The organism is Methylotuvimicrobium alcaliphilum 20Z, from assembly GCF_000968535.2.
GTDB lineage: Bacteria > Pseudomonadota > Gammaproteobacteria > Methylococcales > Methylomonadaceae > Methylotuvimicrobium > Methylotuvimicrobium alcaliphilum.
Genome location: NC_016112.1, coordinates 1,128,161 through 1,146,241, shown reverse-complemented (window position 1 = coordinate 1,146,241; position 18,081 = coordinate 1,128,161). Strand labels below are relative to the sequence as shown.

The window sequence follows — 18,081 nt, the reverse complement described above, 5'->3', positions numbered from 1 at the left end:
AATGGACTATGGACTATGGAATTTAGGTGCTAGGTTTACGGCGTCCTTTGACGGGCGCCTCGGTGCCGAATTTTGATCTACGAGGAGCATATATCAACTTGAAGGATTATCGATGGTATAGACTTTTTCTCCGTCAATACCGAGCACTTGTTCGCCTTTCAATAATCCCAGCAACTCACGGCCGGCCATTGCATAGCGCCAACCTTTCAACAATAATGATTCGGGGTCTTCAAACAATAACAATTCTAATGCCTTACGATCAGCCAATATAGCCGGATTCAGTGAGTTCTCGTCCGCTCTAATGCGTACCAATGCCGTCAAAATATCCAAAATAGCTTCTTGCTGCTGGGTCTTTTTGGGAGACCGGCCATTTTCATGCAGTGGTATCGGCGGCCTTTGCTTGGCTTCATTAATCAATTGGCATAAGATCTTACCGTGCTTGCTGACCATACGCTCGTTGATATTATGAACTTTCAACATTTCTTCGACAGTACCGGGCTGCTGCTTTGCCAACTCAAACATCATATCGTCGCGAAGCAACCAATTTCGAGGTCTATCCTCTTTTTGCGCGGTTTGTTCGCGCCACTCGGCCAAGGTTTGTACGATCGATAATTGCTTACCGGTCAATTTATTTTTGCCGCGAATTTTAAGCCAAGCATTTTTCGGTGAAATTTCGTAAAGCTCGGGATCGTTCAACATCGCGAAATCGCTTTCCAGCCAATCCAAACGATTGAGCTCGGCCAGTTTCTTGAGCATGGTTTGATAAATTTGACATAAATAAATCACGTCGTCGGCTGCATACTGTAATTGCGCCTGACTAAGCGGCCTAACGGTCCAGTCGGTGCGGGTATGGGCTTTGCTGAGATTGATATTCAAAAAACTCGATACCAACATCGCATAGCCGGGATTTTCCTGATATCCCAACAAGGGCGCGGCAATTTGCGTATCGAAAATCGGCTGCGGAATTTTGCCGGTCAATTGATAAAAAATTTCCAGATCCTGCCGGCAAGAATGGAACACTTTGATTATTTTCGGATTATAGATAACCTCAAACAGCGCGCCCAAATCGTCCAACGCAATCGGATCGACACACGCCACCCACTCGGGCGTCGCGATTTGCAGCAAACAAAATTTGGGATAATAAGTTTTTTCCCTGAGAAACTCGGTATCGAGCGCTAGCCAAGATTCCTTGGCGATTTGTCGGCACAATTCGTCAAGCTTTTGCGGAGTATCGATATATTGAATGGCGGTCATGGTTCGTCACGTTAACTAAATGAATGCAACACGGCGGGCTTAATCTCTCAAACGACAAAAATCCAAGCACGGCGCGAAAAATATGCGATTATCACTTAGTTAAGTTAATTTTGCGACTCGAATTTAGTCCAGCCTTTACTCGCTACATTTCGACGGAAGAGTATTTGGCAAATTTTTCCGATAAAAACGGTATGACTCGCTCTCCCTGGCGTTCAACGGCCGGCAAACGCATTCGGCGGCAAAGCCGCCAACGATTGAAAGGCCGGCTTAGCGAAATAATAGCCTTGAAACAATTCCAAACCAAAAGATTGCAGCACACTCAGCTCTTCATAAGTTTCGATGCCTTCGGCAAGAGGTATAATCGATAGCTCGCCGCATAGCTGCAAGATCGCTTTGACTATGGCTTGCCGATTACGGTCTTGATCGATATGTCGAATCAAAGCCATATCCAGTTTAATAATATCGGTTTGGATTTCGGCTAATAAATTGAGTCCGGAATACCCGGCTCCGAAATCGTCTATCGCGGTTTTAAAACCTTGCGCTTTATAATACTGAACGATTTCGAGTAAATGCGCATGATCCTTAACTTGCTCACCTTCTGTAATTTCAAAAATAATGCGCTCGACCGGAAATCCATAGACTTTGGCTGCTTCCAATGTTGTTCTTATGCACAACTCGGGGCGATAAACCGCATTCGGCATAAAATTAATACTCAAAAAAGTATCCATATTCAACTCCGAGGCCAACTTAATCGCCTTTGTGCGGCAACTTTGGTCGAATCGATAGCAATTTGCATCGTTGACCAGCTCGAACACCTTACCTGCCGGCTCGTTATTTAAACCTCTCGCCAAGGCTTCATGAGCATAAATCGACTGCGTCGTCGTATTCACGATGGGCTGAAACGCCATCGTGAAATCGAAACCTAATCCGGCCCCGCCCGCACATTCCGCGCAGCCTAGTTGTTTATAATGGTTATCCGATTTCATGTTTTATCAACCCGCTTCAGTTTATTGTTATTTTTCGATCTTGAGTGCCGCATACTTTATGCATTCCCCCGCTGGAGCGATGGGAACGAGGAAAAACCCACTTACATTCATGCATCATTTACGTTTATTCAAGCTATTCTAGTCGTCTTAACCCATCATTTGTAATTGAAATACTTGGCGCACTCGCTCAAACTATGTTTTTTATTATCCAGTTCTCACTTTTCGCGTGCGAACCCATACGGAACTTACTTCATAATGACCTCATTCTCACTGTTCGCGACATCGCCGAAAGCCCTGGAACAACTGCTTGCCGACGAACTGTCCGCGCTGGGCGCGCAAAACATCAAACAAACCGTTGCCGGCGTCGCGTTCGAAGGCACGCTTGAAACCGCTTACCGGGTCTGCCTGTGGTCCCGCATCGCCAACCGGGTCTTGCTGGTACTCGATACATTCGATGTCGGCAGCCAGGACGACCTGTATCGCGGCGTCAAGAAAATCAACTGGTTCGAACACCTAAAGCCGGACGATTCGATCGCGGTCACGTTCAGCGCGAAAAACTCAAAAGCGATCAACAATACTCATTTCGGCGCGCTCAAGGTCAAGGACGCGATCGTCGATCAAATGCGCGCGAAATTCAACAAACGTCCTTCGATCGACACCGAACAACCGTCGCTACGCGTCAATGTTTATCTGCACGGCGAAAAGGCGCAATTAAGCATCGATCTGTCCGGCGAAAGCTTGCATAAACGCGGTTATCGCGATATCAACATAAAGGCGCCGATCAAAGAAAATTTGGCTGCGGCGATTCTGATCCGCTCGGGATGGCCCGCGATCGCCAAACAAAACGGCTCTCTGCTCGATCCGATGTGCGGTTCCGGCACGCTTTTGGTCGAAGGCGCGATGATCGCCGCCGATATCGCACCGGGATTATTGCGCAAACATTACGGTTTCAGCGGCTGGAAAAAGCATGACCCCGAACTTTGGCAAAATCTGATCGACGAAGCCGAACGACGTAAATCCGACGGACTGAAAACATTGCCGATGATCGTCGGCTTCGACCAAAGCCGACATAGCCTGAATGCGGCGGCGCTACACATCGAGCGAGCCGGATTCAACGGCAAGATTCATCTGGAACGGCGCGATATCGCCGATGCGCGGCCTGCCGCCGGCTGGCCGAAAGGCCTTTTGGTCTGTAATCCTCCTTACGGAGAACGCCTAGGCGACGCGGAAGAAACCGCCGAGCTTTATCAAAAATTCGGCGACACACTGAAAGCCGGATTTGTTGGCTGGCAAGCCTCGCTGATCGTCAGCGATCCAGAACTCGGATTCCGCCTCGGGATTCGTTCCCAAAAACCGATCACGCTTTATAATGGCGCTCTCGAATGCAAATTGCTGCGCATGACGATAGCCGATGCGGCCTTTTTTATTCCGAAGCCTAAGAACCGCGACGAACGCCTCGCGCAAATTGCGGAAAGCGTGACCGGCAGCGGCGATACCGGTGCTGAAATGTTCGCCAACCGCGTCAGGAAGAATCTGAAAAAACTGAGCAAGTGGGCCAAGCAAAACCAAATCGATTGTTACCGGGTTTACGATGCCGACCTGCCCGAATATGCGGTCGCGGTCGATCTGTACCGGGGCGATAAAACCTGGATCGTCGTGCAGGAATACGAACCGCCGAAATCGATAGACCCGGACAAAGCCGACCAACGCTTAGCCGGGGTCTTGGCAGAAATTCCGGACTTATTCGGCATTCCGAAAGAACAGGCCTTCCTAAAAATACGGCGCAAACAAAAAAGCTCCGATCAATACGAAAAACAAGGCCACAACAACGAATTCCATGTCATCGAAGAAGGCGGCTGCAAATTGCGCGTCAATTTTGCCGATTATCTCGATACCGGCTTGTTTCTCGATCATCGCCCGATGCGGCTGCGTATTCAACGAGAAGCCAAAGGTAAGCGTTTTTTGAATCTGTTCGCCTATACCGGAAGCGCAACCGTGCATGCTGCTGTCGGCGGAGCAAAATCGACCACCACGGTCGATATGTCGAAAACTTATCTGGACTGGGCAGAGCAGAATCTAGCCTTGAATGCGGCCGGCGGCGATCACGAATTCATCCGTGCCGATTGTTTGGAATGGCTGGCCAATGAAGCCAAACAGCCTTATACCCGTCAATACGACCTGATCTTTTTGGACCCGCCGACGTTTTCCAACTCCAAGCGCATGGACGACGTATTCGATATTCAAAACGATCATGTCGAATTGATCGAAAACGCGGCGGCCTTGCTGGCGCCCGGCGGCGTGCTGTATTTCTCGACCAATTTCAGGCGCTTTAAACTCGACACCGAGGCCCTATCGGAGTTAGTGATCGAAGACATCACGGCGGCGACGATTCCGGAAGATTTTGCCAGAAATCCCAAGATTCATTATTGCTGGAGAATTAGCGAATGACCAAACAAGTCAGAATACTCGTGTCGGGACGGGTGCAAGGCGTTTATTTCCGCGCCTTCACACAGAAGGAAGCGAAGAAACACAAACTCTCCGGATTCGCGAAAAACCTGCCGGACGGCCGGGTCGAAGTGATCGCGGCCGGCCCCAAGGAAGCGGTGGAAAAGTTGATACGATGGTGTCATAAAGGACCGATCACGGCCCGGGTCGATCATATCGAAACCGAAGAACTGACAGGCATCGATATTCCGGCCGGCTTTGAGATTCGGTGAAAAGTATACTTTATAAAAAGCGCCAATCACCGAAGCAGGCGGCCTGGCCTTTATAGTTTCCGTGTCGATCGATCAGATTCCAAACCACGGCATTTTCGATCATGAAACGGGTTCCGGTACTCGAAATACGCACGCCTTGATAATGATCGATATAGCCCTGTTCAGTAACCTTCTTCAACAAACGACTTCGTTCTTGCCGATTGACCGGTTCCGCGGATAGCCTGGACGGCGTCCGAGTAAATTCATCCCAATTCATTTCGAATAAGGTCAATGCCTGAGCATTCGCATAATTAAACACGGGGTCGTCGGCGGTGTCGTGCGAAACCACGGCGAATGGCGCATGAAACAAAGCTTCGGCAAATTCCCGACTCCCGCAAATGCCGTTAATCAGCGGTTTACCGAGCAAGCGATTATAACTGTCGCCCAATAAGGCGGCATGTTCTGCTAAAAAGTGATTATTAAACGAAGGTTTTTCCATTGATCTTAGAAAAAGCATTTCACCATGAAGAATATGAAGCCGCGTAGCCCGGATGGAGCGTAGCGCAATCCGGGCTACATGGCTAAACTACCGATTTTACTGTGAAAGATCGTAAATTTGGATTCATTATCTAATTTTTCGATATGCAAAACTCCGTTCTGGCAATGCCGGTTCCGGAGAGGGTGCGGTTGCTCGATCGACAGGCGTCGGCGGCAGGGACAGCCGCCGTCGAGCCTACATGGACGTATTCACGGCGTCCTGTCGAGCGAGTGACCGCACCCTCCCCACGCCGCACAATTTCATTTGCCGGGCCTTCATGAACATTATACCCATCGCACTTTAAATTTCGGCATTGACGCATGGAGGTGCCGGGGTTTTCGGCAAAGGCTTTGACAGCAGGGATGCTGTCACAGAGCCTACATGGACGTATTCACGGCGTCCTTTGACGGACACCCCGGCGCCGAAATTTGACCAGCAAAGGGTATAGAATGATTCTTTTATTCCGGGCTAAGATTATTTATTTCGATAACCCGGATGCAAACTCAAGGCAGCGCCGCCATAACTTTTGTGCCTTTACTCTAAAATGAGGTTCGTTTCGCTCGATATAACGTTCCAATAAACCGGCCCAACGCCTCCCCTCTAAGCCGATGCGTTGCCCTATTGTTAGCGCATAAGACCGCAAAGGGCGAAAATTCGGCACGTTCACCGGCCTGTCTTTAAGCCAGCCCTTCCTTCGCAACCACACCATCAACCCGCTGGCATAAAGTATCAGCGGAAGCCACCCGACTATAAACCATAAAAACCTGCCCCAAGGACCCAACGCTTCGCCGGTATGAATCGGCCAGATAGCAATAGTCAACGCTTGACCGGACGTAAAACTATAGGGATCGCGCGCCGCTTTGATATGGCCGCTCCAGCGGTCCACCCATACCGTCGTGTAAGGATGCTTTCGATTGATTTCCTCGTTTTGGCGCAAATCGACACGATAGATGCCGGACGCACCTGCCGGGGTCGTGATGCGTCTGAGTTTAGCTTTCGGAAACGGACCGCGGGCCAATAACACAGCCTCTTCCATCGTAACCGGCCTGTCATTCGGAACGGCGGTGCTTCGTATCGGCGGACCTTGATCGCCGTGTCCCAAATTATCCGCACCGGTCAAACTTTCCAATACGGAAGGAAAACTCAAATGGAGTCCGGTGACGATCAACGCCGGCAACAATAACGCTCCGACCAAGCCAATCATCCGGTGCAGATCGAATGCCAAACGAACGATACCGGAATGATAACGAATCTTGAAGGCTTGCAAAAATCGCCCTTTGCCCGGCCACCATAAATAGATTCCGGTTAGAATCGAAACGCCGAACAACAAGCCGAGATAACCGACCATTCGCCAACCGCTTCGATCCAGCCGAAGTTGCGTGTGTAGATCAAGCAGCCAAGTCGTTAGCGTACTCCCCCAAAACCGACTGGCAACGACCTCCCCGGTATAAGGATTGACCGAGACCATCAACGGCGCGTAGAGCTCGCCGGTCGTCTCATGCGGTTTTTCATACCAAGCGGTTACCATGCCGCTCGGCGTTTGCGGCATTTCCAATGTCCATGGACCATGCCTTGCCGGATGGACCGCCTTGACCGAAGCCATGATGCGATCGAGCGGCAAATAATTGCCGGATTGGTTGTCTACCTTGAGACTTGGATTCAACAAACCATCCAATTCCTCGCGATAAACGCTAAGACTGCCGGTCAGGCCGATCAGTACAAATAAAAAACCTAAGCCCAGCGCCAAGTAAAGGTGCAGAATCAACCAGGTATTTCGCCCTGGCATACGTTGAATAAATCGCCGCATGAAATCCTTACTATGCTAAATAAACAAGCGGATTATCCCATACGCGCAGATCACTGTCTCTTTTGGAGGCTCAAGATACAGGGCAAACGCATTAAAGCGATATGTATAACCCTAACAAAGAGCAGTTGACATGTGTTGTAGACCGTTCGTGCTGAGCTAAGTCGAAGCATGGAGGGTCTACAACACTTTCACCGTCTTGGTGGAGCCTCAAACTACCATTCACCCGTCGACGGGGCTCTCCTGAGCGCAGCCGAAGGGCTCAGGGCGAACGGTAGTTTGAGGCTCTCAAGGGCTCTTTTTAGAATAACTGAGTTTGGACTTCGTCTGTAAGCTATAAGTAATTGAATAGAGAGAGTCGCTGTACTGTGGTAAACGTTTGTTGAGCCGCTTGTAACGATATTGTCTGTAAATTGAACCGGCTGATGGCTTCGGCATAATCGAGGTCTTCCGTTTCCGACAATACCGTTTTCATGTTCAATAAAATATCTTCATTGTATATTTCTTGACGATCTAGCGCGTTTAACCGAGTACCGACCGAAGAGCGAATCGATGCAACTCTATCCATTGCAACATCCAGTTCACCCAGAGTCGCCGATTGCGGATTATTATCTTTAAACTCATCCGAAAGCTTTCGCACGATATCGAGCATATTATCGACTCCGCCAGGCGTAGAGGGGCCGAACACGCTCGCACCGTCATCGCCGTCGCTAATTTGCCTTGCATCGCCGATCTTCACCAAACGCCGATTATTGTCGCCGACATATTCATAAAAAGGCGGATCAGTCGCGGCATCGATATCCTTAAACGGTGCCTCAAGCGAGGCCAATCCTGCGAATAAATATTCGCCATTGGAATTTTTGGTATTCGCCAGGCCTGTTAACTGTTCGTTCAATCTATCCAATTCGTCCGCTATAGCAAGCCGTTCTTCCGGACTGTTGATAGCATTCAAGCCTTGCAAGACGAGGTCTCGAATCGAAAAAACCACATCGGTAACGGTTTGCAGCGTCACTTCTTCCAGCGAAAGCCTTTGCCGTGCCGTATCGATATTACGTTGATATTGCTCGGTTTGTTCGATACGTTGTTTAAAATCCAAAATTCTGACCGCCGCAACGGGGTCTTCCGATGGCGTCAGAATCTTCTTGCCCGACGACAGCTTTAACTGAGTCTGATTGAGCTGCTCGCTCTGTTTAAGCATTGAGTTAAGACTTAACTGATGGGAAAACGCTGTTGAAACTCGCATGACTAATCCTCTGCTACCTGAACGCGTTCAGCATCGTGTCGAATACCGTGCGCGCAACATTAACGGCTTGCGCCGCAGCTTGATAAGAATTTTGATACTTGATGAGATTAGCCGCTTCTTCATCGAGATTGACACCGGCAAGGTTTTCTCTCGCTTGACTGGCTCTGTTGAATAATATTTCCTGAGCCGACCGGCTCACGTTAGCCGAATGCGCCGCAACACCGATTTGCGATACCAGTTGACCGTAAGTCTGAGTCAACGACCGGCCGCCGGTCATGAACGCCCCCGACTCCAAATCCGCCAATTTCAATGCATTGCGATTGTCGCCCGGCAACGCCGTTCCACCTGGAGGCACTTGCTCGGCCGCCGCGATCAAAGCGGGATCTTTTATTTCAGTTTTGATATTTTTAGCCGCATTATACGTCGGCCGGATCAAAAAGCTGGCATCGCCGGTTGGGGCTGTCGTCACATCAATGTCGATACCGCCGACCGTCTCGGGAAAAGTACCCGAAATCGGAATATTCACGTTATCGCTCAAGCGCGTCAAACTATAGCTCCCGCCGATATAGTCGAGACGATAATCGCTGGCTTGCAATTGATTAATCGTTGCGGGATCGAAAACCGCGCTGACGGCACCGCCTCCGGGAAAAGTATCATCTCCTATCACAGCAATTTCCGGGTTGCCCATCGAAAATAGATCCAGCCCGTCATCGCCATTCAAATCGGAGCCTTCTTTATGCAGATCATTGAATCGTACGCTCAATCCAGCCGCAACCAAGCCTAATTGCTGTTGAGCGGGATTGAGTACTTCATCGCGAAAACGCATCACTCCGGCCAATTGTCCGCCGGTAATGAACTTCGAGACATTTTGATCGCCAATGAGTACTTGCTGGCGCTCAGGCTCGCTATTGGAAGGCTTCAAACTTACGGTCGATGCATTCATTCCCAATACAAGCGATTGCCCCTGCCCGATGAATACGCTAACCGAACCGTCTTGCTGATCGAGCACCGAAACATTGGTTAATTTTGCCAATTTTTGCAACATTAGATCTCGGCCATCGAGCAAATCGTTCGGCATTTTACTTCCGGAACCCTGACCTATATCGGAAGCGATGCGTTTGTTTAAATCGGCAATACCCGAGGCCAACAAGTTAATCTCATTGACCATCGATTGCATATCGACATTGACTTGATTACGCAACGAATCCAATTGCCCCGCCATCATATTGAAGTGGTTCGCTAGAGAATCCGCTTCCCCAAGCATGACTTGCCGGGCCGGAATCGATGTCGGATCGCCTGCAACATCGTTCACGGATTTAAAAAACCCGCTTAATGAAAACGCAAGACCTGTTTCATCGTTCGCAACAATAAAATCGACTTGCCTAGCCATCGATTGTAATTTATCCGCCTCGCCGAATCCTGAAGCACTGGAGCGTAATTGCCCGCTAATGAACTGATCATAACTCCGGGTAATATCGGTAACCTGTACGCCTGCGCCCACATAGCCGGAGCCAATAAATTGCGCGGGCTTTGCTGCCAATTCGACACGCTGCCGACTGTAGCCTTCGGTATTGACATTGGCAATATTGTGACTAGTCGTGTCTAGCGAGCGTTGAAAAGCCATAAGCCCTGAAATTGCCGTGCCTAATATTCCACTCATCTTATTGCCCTGCTAAATTATTCTCGACTATTGCATCGCCACAACGACATTCGGTTGATAACTCGCCACATCGTCGCTGTGATAAATTCTCATCACCTTATCCGCATAATGCGGGTCGGTCGCATAACCGGCTTTTTGCAACTCCTGCATGTAGCGTCCCGGATTGTTTGCATGTTTCAATGCTTGACTGTAACGGGAGCTATTTTTCACTAACCGGACATAGTCGTCGAAACTTTCCTGATAAGAATCATAAGATCTAAACCCGGCCATTTGTTTTTGAGGAATACCTTTTTCGTATTCCAATGTGGCAACATTCGTCCGCTTGCCCGTCCATGAAGATCCCGCTTTAATATTAAACAAATTGAAACTGCTGCTGCCGTCCTTATGTTTGATCACCGACCGTCCCCAACCGGTTTCCAGAGCCGCTTGGGCCAACAACACCTTCGGTTCGACCCCCAACTCTGCAGCCGCTTTCTCGGCGTAACCATGCAAGCGTTTCACAAATTGCCTTGCTGTTCGAATGGGCTCCTGCGATTTTATCTCTTCGCTGCCGATGGATTTCGACTCTATTGATTGTATCGGCCGATCGCTGTTTTTTATTAGCCTTGATTTGACTTCGGACGAAATCGGATTGAAATTCGACGCATCTTTCTTAGCGTTATTTGCGGGTGGAAATCGCTGTAACGGATTGTTCAAATAATCGTCAAGCGTCATTCGTTCGGTTTCGCCGGTTTTTTCGCCGCCTAATTGCTTAACGATTAAATCGGCTAGACCGACGCCCGGTTTGCCTGATAAATGTACGGCCAATTGTTGATCGTACATTTCGCGGTAAAATTTGCTCTGGTCGTTATCGAGCATGCTGTCGGCCAATTTAGCCTCGCGCATACTTTTCAACACCATGTTCAAAAATAACGATTCGAATTGCTTGGCGACCTCGTTGATTGCCCCGGGCGTTTCTTGTTTAGCCTGATTTCGTAACCGGGACAAACCTGAAAAATCGGTATAGACATCGGCATTGCCTGGATTCAACACGGCTTACCTCCGCTAAATGACAATTAATTCCGCACGTAAGGAACCTGCAGACTTGAGCGCTTCTAATATGGCGACCAAATCGCTCGGCGCCGCACCGATATTATTGACTGCGGCGACGATTTCATCGAGCGATACGCCGGGATTAAACACAAACATTCGATTATTTTCTTCTTCGACGATAATATCGGTTTGCGGCACCACCGCCGTTTCGCCTCCCCCGAAAGGCTCCGGTTGAACCACTTGCGGGCTTTCACTAACCGTTACGGTCAAGCTACCGTGCGTCACGGCGGCCGGTTGTACCGTCACTTTTCCGTTGATCACGACCGTGCCGGTTCTGGAATTGATAATAACGCGAGCCGGCGCATCGTCTGCCGCTAGCGTCAAATTTTCGACCATCGAGGTAAACATGACCCGCTGAGACGTATCGGACGGTGCGCTGACTTTGACGGAAGTCGCGTCAATCGCTGTCGCAGTATTTTTCCCGAAAGTTCGATTAATTTCCGCGGCCATGCGATTGGCATTGGTAAAATCGGCATTATGCAAATTGAACACCAGATACTGACCGTCTGCAAATGGCGTCGCCACCTCCCTCTCGACCGTTGCCCCATTGGGAATCCGACCGACAGCCGGGTTGTTGATGGTAATTTTAGATCCGTCTAGACCGCCGGCGCTCAAACCGCCCACGACTAGATTGCCCTGAGCGACAGCATAAACCTGACCGTCCGCGCCTTTCAGCGGGCTCATCAGTAACGAACCGCCACGCAAACTTTTCGCATCGCCGATCGATGATACTGTCACATCAATGGTTTGCCCCGGTTTCGAAAAAGGCGGTAATTCGGCGTGAATCGAAACCGCGGCGACATTACGCGCCCTGGGATCGATATTCGGCGGCAGAGTCATACCCAATCGTGCCAACATACTGCGAAGTGCCTGACCGGTGAATAAGGTTCTGTCTCCGGACTTATCGAGACCGACAACCAAGCCGTAGCCAACCAACTGGTTGGCTCTAACGCCGGCTACCGAGGCCAAATCTTTAATCCGCTCGGCATGGACCGTCGTCATTAAGCCAAACCAGAGCAACGCAGTGACTATTACAGTCTTTATTTGTTTCATTGCCAGTCCTCACAACCGGTAAACTACTGAATTAAAACGGAAACCACGGACTCATTAAAAAACGCGCCAACCAACCCATTTTGCTGGCGTCGGCAACGGCGCCATCTCCGGTATACATGATTGTCGCATCCGCCACTCGACTAGAAAGCACGCTATTCGCGACATCGATATCGACCGGTCGAACAATGCCGGACAAGCGGACATACTCGCTGCCCTGATTGAGCGCGACACGTTTTTCGCCGCGTACTCTCAAATTACCGTTCGGCAATACCTCGACGACAGTTACCGATAAATCGCCGGTTAGGCTGTTACTTTGATTGGCCTCGCCTTCGCCGGTAAATTGATGATTTGTCGCCACTTCGGTTTCGACATCATGCCCTAGTAATTGAGCCGCTTCCATGCCGAAGATCATCGGCGCCTTTACCGACAAAGAAGTATTTTTTCTAGCTTCCATATCCGACAATTTCCTAGCTTGCGTTCTTTCGACCAAGCGAATCGTCAACACATCGCCGACCCGCTTGGCGGTATGATCCTCGAATAGGCGCATATCGTAATTGGCTTGATAAATCGAACCGCTATTTTGGGCCGGCGCCCGCAAATCGGCAGGTTCGACCGGCGCGAACGCCGGGTCGCGAGTCGGTAAAGGCGTACAAGCTACCGCAAACAAGGATATGAATATTATCCATTTAAAATGCGCCATGACGGTCACCTAAAGTTGTTGCGTCACGTAGGACAACATTTGATCGGTCGTCGAAATCGCCTTGGAATTCATTTCGTAAGCGCGTTGCGTCTCGATCATGTTGACTAGTTCTTCGACGACATTGACATTCGAGGTTTCCAAAGACCCTTGGAATACCGCACCGAATTCGTTTTCGCCAGGGATACCCAGCACCGGAGGGCCGCTCGCAACAGTTTCACGATACAAATTCTCGCCCACCGGTTCAAGACCCGCATAATTGATAAAATCAGCCGTTTGAATTTGACCTAATTGAACCGCCGCCGGGCTTCCCGGCTGCACAACGGAAACAGTACCGTCCCGTGTAATCGACAAACTGATCGCATCGTTCGGCACGGTAATCGCCGGCTCCAGTAACAAACCGCCGGCCGTGACAATTTGGCCCAAAGAATCCAATTTGAACGAACCGTCTCGAGTATAAGTAATGTCACCGTTGGGCATCAAAATCTGAAAAAAACCTCTCCCGCTGATTGCAACATCCAAGGAATTTTCAGTTTGTATCATATTTCCCTGAGTATGCAATTTCTCGGTGGCAACGGTTCTAACCCCGGCGCCTAGTTGCAAACCGGTTGGTAGCTCGTTACCTTGATTGGTTTGCGACCCGGCTTGGCGAATATTTTGATAGATCAAGTCTTCGAAAATCGCTCTGGACTTCTTGAAACCGATCGTATTAACGTTGGCCAAGTTGTTGGCGATTACCGCCATCCGTGTTTGCTGGGCATCGAGACCCGATTTAGCCACCCATAATGCTCTTTCTGTCATGATAACCTCCTATGATGACGAATTACCGTCTTTACCGGCTCTTTTAACTGATATATGCACGGCTTATGCCATTTGCATCAACTTGGCGCTAACGCCCGAATTGTCATCGACTTGCTTCATCACCTTGGTTTGCAATTCAAAATTCCTGGCCAGTTCGATCATCGCAACCATCGCACCGATCGTACTGACATTGCTTCCTTCCAAGGCACCTTGTGCTAACCTCACATCGGCACTGGCTTGCGCGACGCCACCATTCTTTAAATAAAGCAAACCGTCGTTCTGTTTTTCAAGATCGTCGAGCGGTGGATTAACCATCTTGATGCGTTCAACGATAACCTGATTCGCCGCGTTCGTTTCACCTAGCGGAATGATGTTAATCGTACCGTCCGGCATGATCGACACCTTGGAAGCGGGAGGCACTGCAATCGGGCCGTCATTACCGAACACGGGCAAACCAGTGCCGGTTTGTAGCAAGCCTTCCGGTGTCAAGCGCAAATCGCCGGCCCGCGTATAGGCCTCCTTGCCGTCCTGGCCTTGAACCGCAAGCCATCCTTCGCCGTTGATCGCGACATCCAGATCCCGACCGGTAATTTGCATCGGACCGGCAGTCAAGTCGATACCCGGCCTCTCAGACATCGCATAAACACGCGTCGGAAAACCGGGGCCGAATACCGGCATGCTGCGAAACTGCTCGAAATCGGATTTAAATCCGGTGGTCTGCGAATTCGCCAAATTATTGGCGTTAGCCGATTGCGCCAGCAAGGTTTGCTTGGCGCCGCTCATTGCGATATAAAGGCTGCGGTCCATGACGGGCTCCTGCTAATTGATTAACGAATATTCAAAATAGTTTGCGTTATCGTATTTTGAGTACTAATGGTCTGGGCATTGGCTTGATAAGCCTGCTGGGCGATAATCAGCCGCACCAGTTGCTCGGATAAATCGACATTCGAACTTTCCAACGCCGCGGACTGCATGACTCCAAAGTTATTGGATCCCGCCGAGCCGAATATCGGCTGCCCGGAATCCGCACTCTCGCCCCAACTCGTATCCCCCAATTTCGCCAACCCTTGATCATTCGGAAATCTAGCCAAAGCAACCTGACCGATTGGCTTCGAAGCGCCGTTACTAAATCGAGCGAACATGACTCCTTCGCTACTAATTTCAATGCCAGTCAAATTTCCGGACGGTAAACCGTCCTGAACTAAATCATTAACACTGAATGCCGAATTGAATTGAGTACCTCCAGCAAAATCAAGCTCAAAACTCAAATCTTCAACAACAAACTCCGGCGCTAAATCAATGCCATTCAAGAAAATATTACTCGGAAAGGAGCCGGTGGATAAAGGATCCTGACCATTCACATTCAATAACAATCCGGATGCGCTAAAAGTAACGGGCACTGGAGCCGGAGTCGTTCCAGCCGGCTCATAGGTCGCATCGCCTGCTGGCGTAATAATGGCATCGTTTGCGTCATAGACTGGATTGGCACCAAGAGTCACCCCTCTATCATTTAGATAAACATAGCTATCCCACTGATTAGCACCAGTTTTTCGATAATAGGTGCTTAATGTATGAGGATTACCTTGCGAATCGTAAATTGTCGCCGAAGTAACATTATTGAATGAATCCGGATTGCTTGGGTCGAACGCCGCAGTTGGCGCTAAATCTCCGGCATTGAGATTGATTTTCATATCGACGGATTCCGTAGCACGCGGTAAACCTTGACTGGTATCAACCTGCAAAGCTTGAAACACGCCTTGGCTAAAGCCTTCTTCAATGGTTTCGCCATTGGGCTTGAATGCCATCAAATAACGCCCTCGATCATCGACAACAAAACCCTCTTTATTTAGCTGAAAGGCTCCATTTCTAGTAAAATTAGTCGGCTGCGGATCATTTACATTATTTGCCAATGTAAAAAAGCCATTGCCGCTAATCGCAATATCCAGGCTATTTTCAGTAAAATCAATATTACCTTGAGTAAATTGCTGAGCAACCTCGGTCACTTTGACGCCAGACCCAGGCTGAGTCTTCGCCACGCCACCCAAGCTCGTTGCATACACATCCGCAAACTCGGCTCGCGATTTTTTAAAACCCGTCGTATTGGCATTGGCAATGTTATTACCGGTAGTTTGTAAATCGCTCGACGCGGCTCTCAAGCCGCTTAATCCTGTCGCAAAACTCATGATCGCTCTCCTGATGAAATAACGCTAAAAAATCCGTCTGACATCGTTGAATCTCACCGAGTCAAGACCGTTTAAACTTAATTGAATGCCGTTACTGCCATTACCCAATGTGACGCTGTTGACGCCTGCGTTGACATAGGTTTCTAGCGCAGTGTTTTTATTATCGATACTCGCGCTGGCTTTGATTCGATAGACACCGGGATTGGCAAAAGTCCCGTCATCCAATTGACCATCCCATTCAAACTCGACATTACCGGCCGATTGCCGCCCCAGATTGAGCTGCTTGACCGTGACACCGTTACGATTTTGAAATTCGACGATGAGATTATCGGTAGGTCCGGTCAATGCGACCTCCCCTTTCATGTTGTCATTGAGTGAAAATACGCCTTCCGAACCGGGTATCAGCACCGACCGACCGACTAAGCTGGCTGCCTGTAGTGCTTGATTCGAACTGATCGAACCGGCAAATTCGGCGAACGATTTTTGCAAATCTTGAATCCCGCTGACGGTGCTGAACTGCGCCATTTGCCCCAAAAAATCGCCGTTTTCCATCGGTTTGGTGGGATCCTGATGAGTCAATTGGGTGGTCATCAATTTCAAGAATTGTTCCTGCTCTAACGATTGCTTTTTTACAGGAGTATCTTCAACCGTTCTAACACCCAGATTTTTTAATGCGTCAAAGTTGATGGACATTGGCTTCTCCTTTTATTGGCCTATTCGTAAAGTCTGCAATACCAGTTCCTTCGCGGTATTAAGCACTTCGACATTATTTTGATAAGAGCGTGAAGCCGACATCATATTGGCCATCTCTTCGACGATATTGACATTGGGCTTATAGATATAGCCGGATTGATCGGCCATCGGATGATTCGGCGCATACTCCATGACCGTTGGCGCCTGACTTTCGACCACGCCCAACACATTGACCTTGCTCGCGGCATTTTGCTTATCCATGATATTTTTCAATTCCGCCGCAAATACCGGTTGCCGCGACTTATAGGTTTGATCGATGCTGCTGCTAACGCTATTGGCGTTGGAAATATTACTAGCGACTAGATTCAATCTCAGCGATTGGGCATTCATGCCGCTACCGGAAATATCGAAAATACTGAATGAACTCATGATTACTCTCCTTTAATGGCCGACGTTAAACCCGAAAATTTACCGTTTAGAAAACGCAAACTGGCTTGGTATTGCACAGCATTCTCGGCATACTTGGCCTGCTCGACATGACCTTCTACAGTATTGCCGTCCAACGAAGCCTGATTCGGAATGCGATACATCATGGAAGCGCCCAAGAGCGTATTGTTTGCCGAGATATGTCCGGTCTGTGTACGCTCCATCGGCAACGCATCCGGTATCGCGGTTTTTAAAACCGATTGAAAATTAAGGTCTCGCGCCTTATAGCCTGGAGTATCGGCATTGGCTAAATTGGAGGCAAGTACCTCCCCCCGTTTTTCGCGCAATGCCAATGCTTGGGGATGAACGCCTAATGCTTTATCGAAATTAATTGTCATGATAGTAGCCTCTCACACTTGTTGCTTATGAAATAAGCACATCGTATGCCATAGGCTATTTCTACTGACTTATCTTTGACTTACAAATAAGGACGTCAATTTTTTCACGCCGCCGGCAAATCCGAGCGGCAATATCTAACCGCCGGTCTTATAGGTGAAAGGTGAAAGGTGAAAGGTGAAAGGTGAAAGGTGAAAGGTGAAAGGTGAAAGGTGAAAGGTGAAAGGTGAAAGGTGAAAGGTGAAAGGTGAAAGGTGAAAGGTGAAAGGTGAAAGGTGAAAGGTGAAAGGTGAAAGGTGAAAGGTGAAAGGTGAAAGGTGAAAGGTGAAAGGTTGCCAACCCCTTGAATGTATTGTCAAGCTATTTTTCAATTAGACGAGCCTTGCCATTAACCTTAAACCTGACAAAGCAGAAAACTAAGGCTATGTTCGCGTTAATAGTTGACACCCATTTGAACTCAAAGTCAGCAGAAACCAAAGGATATAGCTATAAATAACTTGCTTTTTTCAATATTGAGTGGATTGTTGAAAGGAGGGTACGGTTGCTCGATTGACAGGTG

General features: G+C 49.1%; 17 protein-coding genes. 2 read left to right on the top strand and 15 right to left on the bottom strand.

The features are described 5' to 3' along the window. Nucleotides 1-93: 93 nt before the first annotated feature. Both rnd and MEALZ_RS04900 read right to left on the bottom strand, forming a co-directional pair. Nucleotides 94-1,254 carry a ribonuclease D gene (gene rnd, locus MEALZ_RS04905; protein WP_014147499.1) on the bottom strand — a complete coding sequence of 387 codons (1,161 nt, stop codon included), beginning with the start codon at nucleotides 1,252-1,254 and terminating at the stop codon, nucleotides 94-96. Between the two features lie 212 nt (nucleotides 1,255-1,466). Beyond that, entirely contained in the window at nucleotides 1,467-2,240 is a 774-nt protein-coding gene (locus tag MEALZ_RS04900; protein ID WP_014147498.1) for an EAL domain-containing protein, read from the bottom strand. A gap of 255 nt (nucleotides 2,241-2,495) precedes the next feature. Between MEALZ_RS04900 and rlmKL the strand changes: the two genes are divergently transcribed. Continuing rightward, entirely contained in the window at nucleotides 2,496-4,688 is a 2,193-nt protein-coding gene (gene rlmKL, locus MEALZ_RS04895; RefSeq protein ID WP_014147497.1) for a bifunctional 23S rRNA (guanine(2069)-N(7))-methyltransferase RlmK/23S rRNA (guanine(2445)-N(2))-methyltransferase RlmL, read from the top strand. Beyond that, a complete protein-coding gene (locus MEALZ_RS04890; protein ID WP_014147496.1) occupies nucleotides 4,685-4,957 on the top strand; it encodes an acylphosphatase in 273 nt (90 codons plus the stop codon). The genes rlmKL and MEALZ_RS04890 overlap by 4 nt, the downstream gene beginning before the upstream one ends. A gap of 10 nt (nucleotides 4,958-4,967) precedes the next feature. On the opposite strand, the gene MEALZ_RS04885 is transcribed toward MEALZ_RS04890, so the two are convergent. The 13 genes from MEALZ_RS04885 to flgB all read right to left on the bottom strand — a co-directional run bounded on the left by MEALZ_RS04885 (nucleotide 4,968) and on the right by flgB (nucleotide 17,524). Beyond that, entirely contained in the window at nucleotides 4,968-5,435 is a 468-nt protein-coding gene (locus MEALZ_RS04885) for an MEKHLA domain-containing protein (RefSeq protein WP_014147495.1), read from the bottom strand. Nucleotides 5,436-5,952: 517 nt separating this feature from the next. Further along, the gene (locus MEALZ_RS04880; RefSeq protein ID WP_014147494.1) at nucleotides 5,953-7,281 is read right to left on the bottom strand and encodes a PepSY-associated TM helix domain-containing protein; all 1,329 of its coding nucleotides are present in this window, start codon (nucleotides 7,279-7,281) and stop codon (nucleotides 5,953-5,955) included. A gap of 331 nt (nucleotides 7,282-7,612) precedes the next feature. After that, nucleotides 7,613-8,521, bottom strand: a complete 909-nt coding sequence (flgL, locus tag MEALZ_RS04875) for a flagellar hook-associated protein FlgL (protein ID WP_014147493.1) — start codon at nucleotides 8,519-8,521, stop codon at nucleotides 7,613-7,615. Nucleotides 8,522-8,534: 13 nt separating this feature from the next. Then, on the bottom strand, nucleotides 8,535-10,181 hold the full coding sequence (gene flgK, locus MEALZ_RS04870; RefSeq protein ID WP_014147492.1) for a flagellar hook-associated protein FlgK: 1,647 nt from the start codon (nucleotides 10,179-10,181) through the stop codon (nucleotides 8,535-8,537). Nucleotides 10,182-10,208: 27 nt separating this feature from the next. Then, nucleotides 10,209-11,213: a flagellar assembly peptidoglycan hydrolase FlgJ gene (gene flgJ, locus MEALZ_RS04865; RefSeq protein WP_014147491.1), complete on the bottom strand. Its 1,005-nt coding sequence runs from the start codon at nucleotides 11,211-11,213 to the stop codon at nucleotides 10,209-10,211. A 12-nt stretch (nucleotides 11,214-11,225) separates the two neighbouring features. Further along, entirely contained in the window at nucleotides 11,226-12,326 is a 1,101-nt protein-coding gene (locus MEALZ_RS04860; protein WP_014147490.1) for a flagellar basal body P-ring protein FlgI, read from the bottom strand. Nucleotides 12,327-12,357: 31 nt separating this feature from the next. After that, a complete protein-coding gene (locus tag MEALZ_RS04855) occupies nucleotides 12,358-13,026 on the bottom strand; it encodes a flagellar basal body L-ring protein FlgH (RefSeq protein WP_014147489.1) in 669 nt (222 codons plus the stop codon). Between the two features lie 9 nt (nucleotides 13,027-13,035). Further along, the gene (flgG, locus tag MEALZ_RS04850) at nucleotides 13,036-13,824 is read right to left on the bottom strand and encodes a flagellar basal-body rod protein FlgG (RefSeq protein ID WP_014147488.1); all 789 of its coding nucleotides are present in this window, start codon (nucleotides 13,822-13,824) and stop codon (nucleotides 13,036-13,038) included. Nucleotides 13,825-13,887: 63 nt separating this feature from the next. Continuing rightward, entirely contained in the window at nucleotides 13,888-14,631 is a 744-nt protein-coding gene (gene flgF / locus MEALZ_RS04845; RefSeq protein ID WP_014147487.1) for a flagellar basal-body rod protein FlgF, read from the bottom strand. Nucleotides 14,632-14,651: 20 nt separating this feature from the next. Then, nucleotides 14,652-16,007 (bottom strand): flagellar hook protein FlgE, encoded by a 1,356-nt coding sequence (flgE, locus tag MEALZ_RS04840; RefSeq protein ID WP_014147486.1) that lies wholly within the window; start codon nucleotides 16,005-16,007, stop codon nucleotides 14,652-14,654. Between the two features lie 24 nt (nucleotides 16,008-16,031). Then, nucleotides 16,032-16,700: a flagellar hook assembly protein FlgD gene (locus tag MEALZ_RS04835; protein ID WP_014147485.1), complete on the bottom strand. Its 669-nt coding sequence runs from the start codon at nucleotides 16,698-16,700 to the stop codon at nucleotides 16,032-16,034. Nucleotides 16,701-16,712: 12 nt separating this feature from the next. Next, nucleotides 16,713-17,129 (bottom strand): flagellar basal body rod protein FlgC, encoded by a 417-nt coding sequence (gene flgC, locus MEALZ_RS04830; RefSeq protein ID WP_014147484.1) that lies wholly within the window; start codon nucleotides 17,127-17,129, stop codon nucleotides 16,713-16,715. Nucleotides 17,130-17,131: 2 nt separating this feature from the next. Continuing rightward, nucleotides 17,132-17,524, bottom strand: coding sequence for a flagellar basal body rod protein FlgB (gene flgB, locus MEALZ_RS04825; protein WP_014147483.1), 393 nt, complete (start codon nucleotides 17,522-17,524; stop codon nucleotides 17,132-17,134). Between the last annotated feature and the right edge of the window lie 557 nt (nucleotides 17,525-18,081).